The following is a 13,071-nucleotide window of genomic DNA, read 5'->3' on the forward strand; positions in this document are numbered from 1 at the left end:
CGTTCTCGGTATGACCGCAACATTCAGTGCCATCGAACTGGTCGTCCACGACCTGCCCACGTCGCTCGCGTTCTACCGGCGGCTCGGACTCGACATTCCCGCCGACGCCGATCAGGCACCGCACGTCGAATTCGAGTTTCCCGGTGGGATCCGCGTGCTGTGGGACACGGTCGAGACCATCCGCTCGTTCACACCCGACTGGACCGAACCCGCCGGCGGGCATCGCCTCGCCCTCGCTTTCGACTGCGGCACCGCCGCAGACGTCGACACGCTGTTCGACGAGTTCACGGGATGCGGCTACAACGGTCGGAAGAAGCCGTGGGACGCACCGTGGGGGCAGCGTTACGCCACCGTCGACGATCCCGACGGCAACCCCGTCGACCTCTTTGCCGCGCTCACACCGTGACCAGCTGACCGAACGTGCGGCCGGTCAACTCGTGTGCCTCACGGATCAGGTGGGCCTGATCGGCGAAACCCGCCATGCCGGCCGCCTGAGCTGCGGGGATGGACGAACCCGCCAACCCCAGCGCCGACTGCAATCGAAGGATCCGGGCCAGCATCTTCGGCCCGTAACCGAACTGCCGTCGGCACAGGCGGTGCAGTTGGCGCTCGCCGACACCGATCCGGTCCGCCACCTCGCTAACGGATGTCTGCTGCTCCAGAAGCCGCACGATCGCGGGGATCCTGCCATCCGGCGGCGGCCCGAGGAGCCGGCGAGACCTCGCGAACTCCTCGAGCGCCCGGCCGGGGTCGGCGGCGTCGGCGATCCTGCCGAGGAATTCCGTGGTGGCGCGGTCCGTCAGCACCTCGGCGAGCGGCACCCGAAGGTTGGCCAGCTCCTCCGCCGGCGTCGCCAGAAGATCCGGCAGAGTGCCTGGGGAACAGCGTAATCCGACGTAGCGGTCGCCCTCGCGGCTGCGGTTCAGATACGGCCGGGAGTCGGGGCCGGCCACGACGACGTCACCGTTCATCCAGATGAGGTCCATGCAGCCGTCGGGCAGGATGGCCGCCTCACCGCCGGCTGCGGTCTTCTGCCACACCACAGCGCCGGGGAACACCGACCGCCGCTCCGCGTACATGACCCCATGCTAGGCAGACGTCAGGTGCCCGGCTCGACGGCGTGCAGATCCGGATCCCAGTCGTAGACGACGGCGGTCCGCAGCAGGATGTCCTGCAGGGACCGGCGCCGGCCGTCGACTGCCGCCCAGAACAATCCGAACCCGAACATCACGCACAGCACCGCCCGGAGAAGGGCCCGCAGCCAGCCGATCAGTTCACCGTTGCGGCTGACCACCCGCAGCCCCATCGTCACGGCACCGACGGTGCGGCCGCTCACGGCCCAGCACGCCGTCAGGTACAGCACCGACACGCCGATGAACAAGGTCACGGAGAGCACGGCATTGGCATCGGGGAACGAGAATTCCTGCGGCGAGAACAGCAACCGGAGGAACAACACTCCGACATAGATGCCGCCCATCACGGCCAGCACGACTGCCAGGTCGATGCCCGCTGCCAGACCGCGGGTGACGATCCCGGCCGCGCGATGTGCCGGGGTGCTCATGCATCGTCCGGTTCGTGCCCGCGCCCGAACAGCTTGCCCACGAACCCGGCGACGGCGTCGTCGGCCTGCATGCCCTGGGTCCGCACCCCGCGGACCGCCTCGTTGGACATCGAGTCCGTCGACTCGCGGATGATGCGCGGCAGGTCCACGCCCTCGATCACGGTATCGGCGAGCACCACCAGATCGACCCGCCCGATGACGGAGTCCACGTCTACGCGGTCGACGATCGCATCCACGTTTATCCGCGCGGCGACGGCGTCGATGTCGACGCGATCGAGAATCTGCGGGATGTCCACCCGGGCGGCGATGGCATCCACGTCGACGCGGTCGATGATGCGCTGGATGTCGATGCCTTCGGCGACCACGTCCAGGTCGACGTGATCACGCACGATCGTGGTGAGGTCCACCTCCTGAAGAGCGACTTGCACGACTCTTCGCAGCACTGCGTGCAGCACCCGATCCGCGAGTTCGTCGGCACTGCGGAGCGTCTGGGTGCCGCGTTCCTCGAGGGTGACCAGCAGCGGGTCGACTCCCGGCAGGAGTCGCGCCGTGTCGACGCCGAGTCCGATCACACGCTGCAACGCACCGCCGGCGGTCGCGGCGACGCCGGCCGCGAGGCGCAGCGGATCAGGGGCTCTCCTGCCGTCCATACTCGATATCCAAGCCGGTCGGCGCCCGCGACGCACGGGTTCCAGATTTATAGCTCAGGCGTGGGGAGCGCCAGGGCCGTGCACGATTCGCGGGGCGGGCTGTCCGGACGCCGGACGGGGCGCCCAGTCGGCGAGTTCGGTGAGCAACTCGGCGACCCGATCCGAGCAGTGCGCGGGATCCGGTGCCGGTCCCAACCCGAGTCCCTCGACGACCAGCACGTTCCCCTGGGAGAGTCCGTGTACCCCGAGCGACCACCCGAAGTGGCGGTTCCAGGCCAGTACGGCCTTCCGGCCACGGTAGTAGGGGATCTCGCAGGAAAGGGTCACGACCGCGTCGAAAGCGGGGGTGCACCACCAGTCGACCGACTGGGCGCCCACCGTTGTCGCGACGGAACCGACGTACTCACCGACATTCGCCGAGCTGGTGGCCCGGACCTGGCTGATGCTCATACACAACCCACTCTCGACGTTCGCAGAAACCCAGCGGAAGAAGCCGGACGGCAGGTTCACACTCGAGTCATTCGTCACGGACCGCCGGGAGGACGGGTTCGGGTCCGAAGGGCCGGTGGTTCGCGACGAGGCTTCTACTCCATCGTCGGGCTGCGACGGGGCGCCCGGTAGCCACCCTGGGGTGGGGATACACCACCCCACGCACCTTTGTGGGGAAAACACGAAGGCCACGAACTCGTGGAGTTCGTGGCCTCGATGTCGCGATTCCGAAGAATCGCATGTGGTGGGCGAAGGGGGACTTGAACCCCCACGTCCCGAAGGACACTGGCACCTGAAGCCAGCGCGTCTGCCATTCCGCCACTCGCCCGAGCGACCCGGAAACATTAACACGAGGTCGCCAGAAATCACGATTCGTACAGGTCAGGACCCGAAAAGGCCACAAAAACACCCGTCCAGGCAAAGACCGATATCATGCAATGGCGTAGACCCGTGTCGTGGCCCGAGGCAATGACAGTACCGTGGGATACGCGCACGGCAGTGCCGCGACACGGACATGTCTCGTCACAGCCACCGCGCACCGAGGACAGAAGGCCCGACAGCCAGGCACCGTGAGGAGGTTCCGATGGGGATAGTTCAACGTTTCGAGCGGAAGCTCCAGGGAGCCGTGGGTGACGCGTTCGCCCGGGTCTTCGGCGGCGGCGTGGTGCCACAGGAGGTGGAGGCCGCGCTTCAGCAGGAAGCCTCCGACCGAATCCAGCAGTTGGACGGTGGGCACCTGCTCGCGCCGAACAGCTATGTCATCGCCATCAACAACTCGGACCACGAAGAACTTGCCGCCGACAGAGACTTGACGGTCAAGGCCTTCGCCCGACACCTCGAAGACTTCATTCGCGACCAGGGCTGGCAGACGTATGGTCCCATTCATGTCGCGTTCGAACCGTCGCCTTCACTGCACACCGGGCAGTTCCGCACCCGGGGTTCGGTGGATCCGGATGCCGGCCGCCCAGGGGCGGCCACGCCGGGGCGACCCGAACCGCCAGGCGGTCCCGCACCGCGACCACAGGCACCGTTTGTACCCGTCACGTCGAATCCAGGAGCTGGCCCCATGACGCAGAACTCAGGCTACGACCCCAGCCGCGAACCAGCGGGCAACCGCAATCCCGACCCGCAGTACGCGCGCAACGGTCATGCCCATGCGGGTCAGGACCAGCGGTACCCGCAGGGCTACCAGAACGGTTACGACCGCGGCGGCTACCAGCAGGGCGGCTACGACCAGCAGCAGTACCCCGACGACCAGCGCGGCGGGTACCCCCAGGATGCCGCGTACGGCCAGGCATACGACCAGGGTGCGCAGGCTCCCGGCTACGAGCAGCCCGCGGACGCCGGCTACGACTACCAGCAGGGCGGCTACCAGCAGGGTTACGACCAGCAGGCGTACGACCAGCAGGCGGCTCCCGCCCGCTACCCGGACGGTTCCTACGCGGAGGCCGGGTACCAGCAGCCGCAGGGCTACGACCAGGGTTACGACCGCGGCGGCTACCAGCAGGGCGGATACGACCAGCAGGCGTACGACCAGCAGGGCTACGCCGACTACGACCAGGGCGGCTACGGGCAGCAGGCCTACGCGCCCGACGGCCACACGTTCACGGCGACGCTGCAGCTCGAGGACGGCAGTGGACGCCACTTCCAGCTCCGTGAGGGCAACAACATCATCGGCCGCGGCCAGGAGGCACAGTTCCGCCTGCCCGACACCGGTGTGTCGCGCCGCCACATCGACATTCGCTGGGACGGCCAGGTCGCGATGCTGTCCGACCTCGGCTCCACCAACGGCACCACCGTCAACGGTGCCCCCGTGCAGGATTGGCAGCTGGCCGACGGAGACATCATCCGGGCGGGTCATTCGGAGATTCTGGTCCGAATCCTCTGAGGCACCACCGAGTTAGGACTCCGAGTAGGTTCTGCCGATACCCGACCCCGAACTGCCTCACCGAGACCCAACCGAGACGGCTTCGATACTCGACCGACATCGCGTCGGAGCCCGTGTCGGACGTAACACGGTGGGGACTCCGTATCGTTGTGGGCTGTCCGTATCCTGATCCCAGGGTGCGGGTTGCCCATATGATGCTGCGAGAAAAAGACGCTGGAACCTCGAACGTTCCCGCCACAGAAGGAGGTGGACTGCCGTGCAAGGTTTGATTCTGCAACTCACACGAGCAGGTTTCCTGCTTCTGCTGTGGCTTTTCGTGTGGACCGTTCTGCGGGCGTTGCGCGGCGACATCTACGCGGGATCCGGCGTCCGTGTGCCGCCCCGATATTCGCGCAGCGGCAACGTGCTGCCGTCGCTGGGTAAGACCAAGACGGCCAAGTATCTGGTGGTGACGCAGGGCGGCCTCGCCGGCACGCGCATCACTCTCGGCACCCAGCCCGTCCTCATCGGCCGGGCCGACGACTCCACCCTCGTCCTCACCGACGACTACGCCTCCACCCGCCACGCTCGGCTCTCCCCGCGAGGCGCCGACTGGTACGTCGAAGACCTCGGCTCGACCAACGGCACGTACCTGGATCGCGCCAAGGTCACCACATCTGTCCGCGTGCCGCTCGGTACCCCCGTACGGGTCGGCAAAACGGTAATCGAGTTGCGCCCGTGACCCTCGTACTCCGCTATGCCGCCCGCAGTGACCGTGGCCTCGTCCGTTCCAACAACGAAGATTCCGTCTACGCCGGTGCCCGCCTGCTGGCGCTCGCGGACGGCATGGGCGGTCACGCGGCCGGTGAGGTCGCGTCGCAGTTGATGATCGCGGCCCTCGCGCATCTCGACGACGACGAGCCCGGCGAAGACCTTCTCGGCAAGCTCGAGGCCGCCACCCGGGAGGGCAACGACTCCATCGCCGACCACGTCGAGGAGGATCCCGAACTCGACGGCATGGGCACCACGCTCACCGCAATTCTGTTCTCCGGCAACAAGCTCGGGCTGGTCCACATCGGCGACTCCCGCGCCTACCTGCTCCGCGACGACTCCCTCGCGCAGATCACCCGGGACGACACGTTCGTGCAGTCCCTCGTCGACGAGGGACGGATCACCGCCGAGCAGGCGCATACCCACCCGCAGCGGTCGCTCATCATGCGCGCCCTCACCGGCAACGAGATCGAGCCGACGCTGACGGTCCGCGAGGCGCGCGCAGGCGACCGTTACCTGCTGTGCTCCGACGGACTGTCGGACGTGGTCAGCGACGAGACCATCGAGAACACGATGCGTGAGGGCTCGCAGGACGAGTGCGCCGACCGGCTCATCGAACTCGCCCTGCGCAGCGGCGGCCCGGACAACGTGACGGTCGTCGTCGCCGACGTCATCGACCTCGATTACGGGCAGAGCCACCCCATCGTCGCCGGTGCCGCCTCCGCCGACGACGAAGAGGACACACCGCCGCCCAACACGGCCGCGGGCCGCGCCGCCGCGATGCGGCCGCCGCGGGCCACCCCGAAGCGGGTGGTCCCGCAGGTCGAGGAACCGCCGACGAAGAAGAAGCGTCACCGCATGTGGTGGGCTGCGCTCGCGCTCGGTCTGATCGTCGTGGTCGCCGTCGCTGCCTTCGTGGGGCGGGCTCTGGTCCGCAACAACTACTACGTCGGCGCCGACGGCGAACGCGTCACCGTGCTGCGCGGAGTTCCCGGCTCGGTGCTGGGTTACTCGCTGCAGGAAGCGAATCTCGTCGGCTGTGTCAGCGATGCCGGCGACCTGACGTTGATGTCGCCGACCGAATCACCGAACGGGTGCACCATCCTCGAGGTCGACGACCTCCAGCCGTCCGCCCGCGAGCAGGTGCGTGCCGGGCTGCCCTCGGGCAAGCTCGACGACGTCCGCAACCAGATGACGCGGCTCGCTCAGAACGATCTGCTTCCGGTCTGCGAGTCGGCGTCGTCCACCACCACCACGACGACCACTCCGGCACCGACTCCGGCTCCCGTCCCGGAGACCACGCCGCCGCCCGCGCCTGTTCCCCCGGCCGAGGTGCCGCCCGCACCGGCGCCGAGCACACCCCAGACTCCGACCGCCACCCCGGCGCCGACCGTGACCCAGGTTCCCGGTCAGAACTGCAGGACGGCTAGCTGATGTCGGTCGCAAGTGCATCACCGGGGGCGCAGTTTCCCAGTCCCCCCGGCGGGTTCGCGCCAGCCCCCGTCCAGTCGACGCGCCGGGGCACCGAGCTGATCCTGATCGGTTTCGCGATCCTGATCACGACGATCTCGCTGGTGCTGGTCGAGGCCAGCCAGGAACAGAGCATCACCTGGGACCTCGCCAAGTACGCCGCCGCCTACTCGGCGCTGTTCCTGATCGCGCACCTCGCGGTGCGCCGGTTCGCGCCGTACGCCGACCCGCTGATCCTGCCGATCGTCGCGCTGCTCAACGGCCTCGGGCTGGTGCTGATCCACCGACTCGACCTCGCCGACGCACAGTCCGCCGCCTACTTCGGGCTGCCCGTCCCCTCGCCGGATGCCAACCAGCAGGTGCTGTGGACGACGCTGGCCATCGCCGGTTTCGTGGCCGTGCTGGTGCTGCTCAAGGACTACCGCCTCCTGGCCCGCTACAGCTACACGCTGGGCCTGGCCGGACTGGTGTTCCTCGCCATCCCGGCGATCCTGCCGTCCAGCTTCTCCGAGGTGAACGGCGCGAAGATCTGGATCCGCCTCCCCGGCTTCAGCATTCAGCCCGGCGAGTTCGCGAAGATCCTCCTGATCATCTTCTTCGCGTCGGTGCTGGTCGCGAAGCGCGACCTGTTCACCACCGCAGGCAAGCACGTGTTCGGCATCGACCTCCCCCGCGCCCGCGACCTCGGCCCCATCCTCGTCGCGTGGATGGTGTCGGTGGGTGTGCTCGTGCTGGAGAAGGACCTCGGCACGTCGCTGCTGCTGTTCAGCACCGTGCTGGTGATGCTCTACATCGCCACCGAGCGCGTCGGCTGGCTGCTGATCGGCGTCGGACTGCTCGGAATCGGCTTCTTCTTCGCCTACCAGCTGTTCGGCCACGTCCGGGTCCGGGTCAGCACCTGGCTCGACCCGCTGGCCGACTACAACAACACCGGCTACCAGATCTCGCAGTCGCTGTTCGGACTCGCGACCGGCGGTGTGGCCGGAACGGGACTCGGCAGCGGACGACCCGCCCAGGTGCCGTTCGCGAAGACCGACTTCATCGTCGCCACGATCGGTGAGGAGCTCGGTCTGATCGGGCTCGCCGCCGTCCTGATGCTGTTCCTGATCCTCGTCATCCGCGGTCTGCGCACCGCGCTGGCCGTCCGCGACAGCTTCGGCAAGCTCCTCGCGGCCGGGCTGTCTTTCACGATCGCGGTGCAGGTGTTCGTGGTGGTCGGCGGCGTCACCAAGCTGATCCCGCTCACCGGTCTGACCACGCCATTCATGTCCTACGGTGGGTCGTCGCTGCTCGCCAACTATCTCCTGCTTGCGATCCTGATCAAGATCTCCGACGCCGCCCGTGAGCCGGCCGTCCCGAAGAAGAAGGGCCCCGCACCCATCGCCGACGCCCCGACCGAGATGGTGCCGCGCTCATGAACACACCTCTGCGTCGCGTCGCGATCGCCGTCATGGTGATGGTGGTCGCCCTCCTCGCCAACGCCACCTACGTTCAGGTCATCAAGGCGGACAACCTGCGGGCCGATCCGCGGAACTCGCGCGTGCTGCTCGACGAGTACTCGCGTCAGCGCGGCCAGATCTCGGCGGCCGGCCAGGTGCTCGCGGCGTCCGTCCCGACCGACGACCGCTACAAGTACCTGCGCACCTACCCGCCGAACCCGGCGGCACCGTCCAGCCCGCTGGCCAACGCACCGGTCACCGGTTTCTACTCGATGCAGTACGGCAGCACCGGTCTCGAGCGGGCCGAGGACCCGGTCCTCAACGGCTCCGACAACCGGCTGTTCGGGCGTCGCTTCTTCGACCTCGTGTCCGGGCGCGACCCGCGCGGCGGCAACGTGGTGACCACGATCAACCCGGTCATGCAGCAGGTGGCGTACGACGAGCTGACGGCGAAGGGCTACACCGGTTCGGTCGTCGCGATCGAACCGAGCACCGGACGCATCCTCACGATGGTCAGCACCCCGAGCTACGACCCCAACTCGCTCGCCAGCCACGACGGCACCGAGACCACCCAGGCGTGGGAGGCCCTCAACGCCGACCCGGAGAAGCCGCTGATCAACCGTGCGGTGTCGCAGACGTACCCGCCGGGCTCCACGTTCAAGGTGGTGGTGACCGCGGCGGCGCTCGCCGCCGGAACCACCCCCGACACCCAGCTGACCGCGGCCCCGCAGATCACCCTTCCCGGCACGTCGACGACGCTCGAGAACTACAACGGCTCCACGTGTGGCGGCGCCCCCACCGCGTCGCTGCGTGAGGCGTTCGCGCGGTCCTGCAACACGGCGTTCGTCGAACTCGGTGTGAAGACCGGCGCCGACGCCGTCAGCGACCAGTCCAGCGCGCTCGGCATCGGTGGGCAGATGCCCGGCGTCCCGTTCCCCGTCGCGGACAGCACGATCGGGTCGATCCCCGACGACGCCGCACTCGGTCAGAGCAGCATCGGCCAGCGTGACGTCGCGCTCACTCCGCTGCAGAACGCGATGATCGCGGCTACCGTCGCCAACGGTGGGGTGCGGATGCAACCGCAACTGGTGTCCGAACTGCAGGGGCCGGACCTGTCCAACCTCGCGACCACCAACCCGGTGTCCGAAGGCCAGGCGATGTCGTCCCAGGTGGCGGCCACCCTGACCGACCTGATGATCGGTTCCGAGAACAACACCAGCGGCGAAGGCAAGATCCCGGGCGTCCAGATCGCGTCCAAGACGGGCACCGCCGAGCACGGGACCGACCCTCGGAACACCCCGCCCCACGCCTGGTACATCGGATTCGCACCCGCCCAGAACCCGACCGTGGCCATTGCGGTCATCGTCGAGGACGGCGGAGATCGTGCACTGGCCGCAACCGGCGGCTCGGTGGCTGCACCTATCGGCCGTGCCGTCATCGCAGCCGGACTACAAGGGGGCTGATTGTGGCACTGAACAACGGCGCGTTGATCGCCAATCGATACCGCCTGATCCGGCTCATCGCCACGGGCGGAATGGGACAGGTCTGGGAAGCGACGGACAACAGGCTCAACCGTCGTGTCGCGGTGAAGGTGCTGAAGTCCGAGTTCTCGTCCGACCCGGAGTTCGTCGAACGGTTCCGTTTCGAGGCGCGTACCACCGCGCAGCTGAACCATTCCGGCATCGCCGGAATCTACGACTACGGCGAGGTCCGCGACGCCACCGGCGATTCCACCGCCTACCTGGTGATGGAACTCGTCAACGGTGAGCCGCTCAACGCCGTCCTCTCGCGGGTGGGCCGCCTCGCGGTGCCGCACGCCCTGGACATGCTCGAGCAGACCGGCCGGGCGCTGCAGGTGGCGCACGACGCCGGAGTCGTGCACCGCGACGTGAAGCCCGGCAATATCCTGATCACCCCCACCGGCCAGGTGAAGATCACCGACTTCGGCATCGCGAAGGCCGTGGAGAACTCGCCGATCACGCGGACCGGCATGGTGATGGGCACCGCGCAGTACATCGCCCCCGAGCAGGCGCTCGGCCAGGACGCGACCGCGGCGAGCGACGTGTACTCCCTCGGCATCGTCGGCTACGAGGCGCTGTCCGGACGTCGCCCGTTCGTCGGCGACGGCGCGATCACCGTCGCGATGAAGCACGTCCAAGAGGCGCCGGCACCGTTGCCGAGCGACCTGCCGCCGAACATCCGCGAACTCATCGACATCACGATCGCGAAGGATCCGAGCACTCGCTACGCCAGTGGCGGAGAGTTCGCCGACGCCGTCGCGGCGGTCCGGGCGGGCAGGCGTCCCCCGCCGCCCGGCGTGTCGGGTACCGGGGCGGCGCGGGTTCTGCCGCCGCCGATGACCGGTGCAACCCAGATGATGCCGCCCTCGCAGACCGCGTACGCGGGACCGGTCACCGGGCAGGTGCCGCCGGACGACTCGAACGGTGACGGCAAGAAGGGCGGGCTGACCAGCGGCCAGAAGGCCGTGGCCTGGGGTGCGGGTGGTCTGCTCCTGCTGGCGGCGATCATCGGGCTCGCGCTCGTCCTGTTCGACGGTGGTGACACGAAGGAACCGACGTCGCCGGCGATTACGTCGTCGCTGCGGACGATCACGACGACACCGCGGCCGACGACCACCACCACGACCGAGGAACAGACGACCACCACCGAGCCGCCGTACACGACGACCACCACCCAGCCGTACACGACGACCACCACCCCGCCGCCGACCACGACGACGACAGAGCCGACGACGACTACCACCACCACCACGACCACCACCGCCCCCACGACGACGACCACGACGACCACGTCGGAGGAGTCAACTACTCCGACCCCACAAGGACTGCCATGACGACACCGCGCAACCTCTCCTCACGCTACGAGCTGGGTGAGATTCTCGGCTTCGGTGGCATGTCCGAGGTCCACCTCGCCCGCGACGTCCGACTCAGCCGTGACGTCGCGATCAAGGTCCTGCGCGCCGACCTGGCCCGCGACCCCACGTTCTACCTGCGATTCCGTCGCGAGGCGCAGAACGCGGCGGCGCTGAACCATCCGGCGATCGTGGCCGTCTACGACACCGGCGAGGCGGAAACCGAAGCGGGACCGCTGCCGTACATCGTGATGGAGTACGTCGACGGCGACACGTTGCGGGACATCGTGCGCAGCGAGGGCCCGATGGCGCCGCGCCGCGCGATGGAAGTCATCTCGGACGTGTGCGCGGCGCTCGACTTCAGCCACCGCAACGGCATCGTGCACCGCGACGTGAAGCCCGCCAACGTGATGATCAACCGTGCGGGTGCGGTGAAGGTGATGGACTTCGGTATCGCGCGAGCGATCTCCGACGCGTCCAGCCCCATGACGCAGACGGCCGCCGTCATCGGCACCGCCCAGTACCTGTCGCCCGAGCAGGCCCGCGGCGAGCAGGTCGACGCCCGCTCCGACGTGTACTCCCTCGGCTGCGTGCTGTTCGAGATCCTCACCGGCGAACCCCCGTTCAAGGGTGACTCCCCGGTCGCGGTCGCGTACCAGCACGTGCGGGAGGACCCGCAGACACCGTCCGCGGTCAACCCGGACATTCCTCGTGAGCTCGACTCGGTGATCCTCAAGGCGATGAGCAAGAACCCCGCCAACCGCTACCAGACCGCCGCGGACATGCGCAGCGACCTGGTCCGGGTGCTCGGCGGGCAGCGCCCCAGCGCGCCGATGGTCATGAGCGACGAGGACCGCACCACGATCCTCGGTGCCGTCGATACCGGCGCGGGAAACTACCGGCGCCAGCAGTCACCGGCCCCGGCCACCGCGTCGAAGACGGACGGCGGCGAGCCCGACAAGAAGAAGAACCCAATGCGGGTGGCGCTGATGGCGCTGGGCGCCCTCATCGTCGTCGGCATCGTCGGCGCGTTCCTGTGGTCCGTCGGCCCGGGTTCGAAGGCCGATCAGGTGACCATGCCGGACGTCACGAACCAGGCCGCGGACGACGCCGAGACGACACTGCAGAACCTCGGTTTCCGCGTCGCCCGGCAACAGAAACCGGACGCCGTCGTGGCGACCGGCAACGTCATCACCACCCGCCCCGTCGGCGGCGTGCAGGTGGACGAGGGCAGCACGATCACCCTCGAGGTGTCGTCGGGCCCCGAACAGGTGAAGGTCCCGCGGCTCGCCGGTCTCACCCAGCAGGAAGCGCAGCAGGAGCTGAACGCGGTGGGACTGCGGCTCGACACCGCTGTCGCCCGTGCACCGTCCGACGTGTCCGACGTCGACAAGGTGATCGAACAGAACCCGTCCTCCGGGGCGAGCATCTCCCTCGACTCCGAGGTCGCCGTCACGCTGGGCACCGGGCCGGAGCAGATCCGCATCCCCGACGTAACCGGCCAGAAGGTCGAGGTCGCGCAGGCGAACATCGAGGGCGCCGGTTTCAAGGTGCAGATCCAGAACATCGATTCCGGTGTGCCGAAGGGCCAGGTCGTCTCCACCGACCCCGTCGGCGGCTCCACCGCCGCCAAGGGTGACACCATCCAGATCCGGGTGTCGAACGGCAACAACATCGAGATGCCGGACCTGACGGGCAAAACGGTGTCGCAGGCACTCGCCGAGCTGCGCAGCGCCGGCTGGAGCGGGTCGTCGAGCTCGCTGAATCAGACGCAGACGTCCACCCTGGACCCGGAGATGGTCGGCAAGATCATCAGCCAGGAACAGCCGCCGGGATCGGAGATCACCAAGAACGGGGTCGTCTCCGTCGGTGTCGGCGCGCTGGGCATCCCGCGGTAGGCGGCTCCGCCACCCGTGCGCCTTTCTGGTTGCTGTAGCTACCAAAAAGGCGCA

The 13,071-nt window shown here is 68.2% G+C and carries 12 protein-coding genes and 1 tRNA gene; 8 read left to right on the plus strand and 5 right to left on the minus strand.

Annotated elements, in window-relative coordinates:
* Positions 1–10 precede the first annotated feature (10 nt).
* Positions 11–406, plus strand: coding sequence for a VOC family protein (locus tag AC1D1G_RS00175; RefSeq protein ID WP_477950442.1), 396 nt, complete (start codon positions 11–13; stop codon positions 404–406).
* Here AC1D1G_RS00175 and AC1D1G_RS00180 read toward each other — a convergent pair.
* From AC1D1G_RS00180 to AC1D1G_RS00200, 5 genes are all read right to left on the minus strand, one after another.
* Positions 396–1,079, minus strand: coding sequence for an AraC family transcriptional regulator (locus tag AC1D1G_RS00180; protein ID WP_283334709.1), 684 nt, complete (start codon positions 1,077–1,079; stop codon positions 396–398). The genes AC1D1G_RS00175 and AC1D1G_RS00180 overlap by 11 nt on opposite strands.
* A gap of 20 nt (positions 1,080–1,099) precedes the next feature.
* A complete protein-coding gene (locus tag AC1D1G_RS00185) occupies positions 1,100–1,561 on the minus strand; it encodes an RDD family protein (protein ID WP_280783104.1) in 462 nt (153 codons plus the stop codon).
* Entirely contained in the window at positions 1,558–2,211 is a 654-nt protein-coding gene (locus AC1D1G_RS00190) for a hypothetical protein (RefSeq protein WP_283354762.1), read from the minus strand. The genes AC1D1G_RS00185 and AC1D1G_RS00190 overlap by 4 nt, the downstream gene beginning before the upstream one ends.
* Before the next feature lie 54 nt (positions 2,212–2,265).
* Entirely contained in the window at positions 2,266–2,661 is a 396-nt protein-coding gene (locus tag AC1D1G_RS00195) for a DUF6292 family protein (RefSeq protein WP_280783102.1), read from the minus strand.
* A 281-nt stretch (positions 2,662–2,942) separates the two neighbouring features.
* Positions 2,943–3,028: transfer RNA gene (locus AC1D1G_RS00200), tRNA-Leu, on the minus strand.
* A gap of 255 nt (positions 3,029–3,283) precedes the next feature.
* Here AC1D1G_RS00200 and AC1D1G_RS00205 point away from each other — a divergent pair.
* The 7 genes from AC1D1G_RS00205 to pknB all read left to right on the plus strand — a co-directional run bounded on the left by AC1D1G_RS00205 (position 3,284) and on the right by pknB (position 13,017).
* Entirely contained in the window at positions 3,284–4,588 is a 1,305-nt protein-coding gene (locus AC1D1G_RS00205) for a DUF3662 and FHA domain-containing protein (RefSeq protein ID WP_477950445.1), read from the plus strand.
* 256 nt (positions 4,589–4,844) lie between these two features.
* Entirely contained in the window at positions 4,845–5,309 is a 465-nt protein-coding gene (locus tag AC1D1G_RS00210) for an FHA domain-containing protein FhaB/FipA (protein ID WP_005249074.1), read from the plus strand.
* Positions 5,306–6,772 (plus strand): PP2C family protein-serine/threonine phosphatase, encoded by a 1,467-nt coding sequence (locus AC1D1G_RS00215; protein ID WP_418341273.1) that lies wholly within the window; start codon positions 5,306–5,308, stop codon positions 6,770–6,772. Before AC1D1G_RS00210 ends, AC1D1G_RS00215 begins: the two co-directional genes overlap by 4 nt.
* Positions 6,772–8,226 (plus strand): FtsW/RodA/SpoVE family cell cycle protein, encoded by a 1,455-nt coding sequence (locus AC1D1G_RS00220; protein ID WP_009476773.1) that lies wholly within the window; start codon positions 6,772–6,774, stop codon positions 8,224–8,226. The genes AC1D1G_RS00215 and AC1D1G_RS00220 overlap by 1 nt, the downstream gene beginning before the upstream one ends.
* Positions 8,223–9,710, plus strand: a complete 1,488-nt coding sequence (locus AC1D1G_RS00225; RefSeq protein WP_283334705.1) for a penicillin-binding transpeptidase domain-containing protein — start codon at positions 8,223–8,225, stop codon at positions 9,708–9,710. Before AC1D1G_RS00220 ends, AC1D1G_RS00225 begins: the two co-directional genes overlap by 4 nt.
* A 2-nt stretch (positions 9,711–9,712) precedes the next feature.
* Positions 9,713–11,101 (plus strand): protein kinase domain-containing protein, encoded by a 1,389-nt coding sequence (locus tag AC1D1G_RS00230; protein WP_280783098.1) that lies wholly within the window; start codon positions 9,713–9,715, stop codon positions 11,099–11,101.
* The gene (pknB, locus tag AC1D1G_RS00235; RefSeq protein WP_280783097.1) at positions 11,098–13,017 is read left to right on the plus strand and encodes a Stk1 family PASTA domain-containing Ser/Thr kinase; all 1,920 of its coding nucleotides are present in this window, start codon (positions 11,098–11,100) and stop codon (positions 13,015–13,017) included. The genes AC1D1G_RS00230 and pknB overlap by 4 nt, the downstream gene beginning before the upstream one ends.
* Positions 13,018–13,071: the final 54 nt, after the last annotated feature.

The organism is Rhodococcus sp. P3_B8, assembly GCF_056402775.1.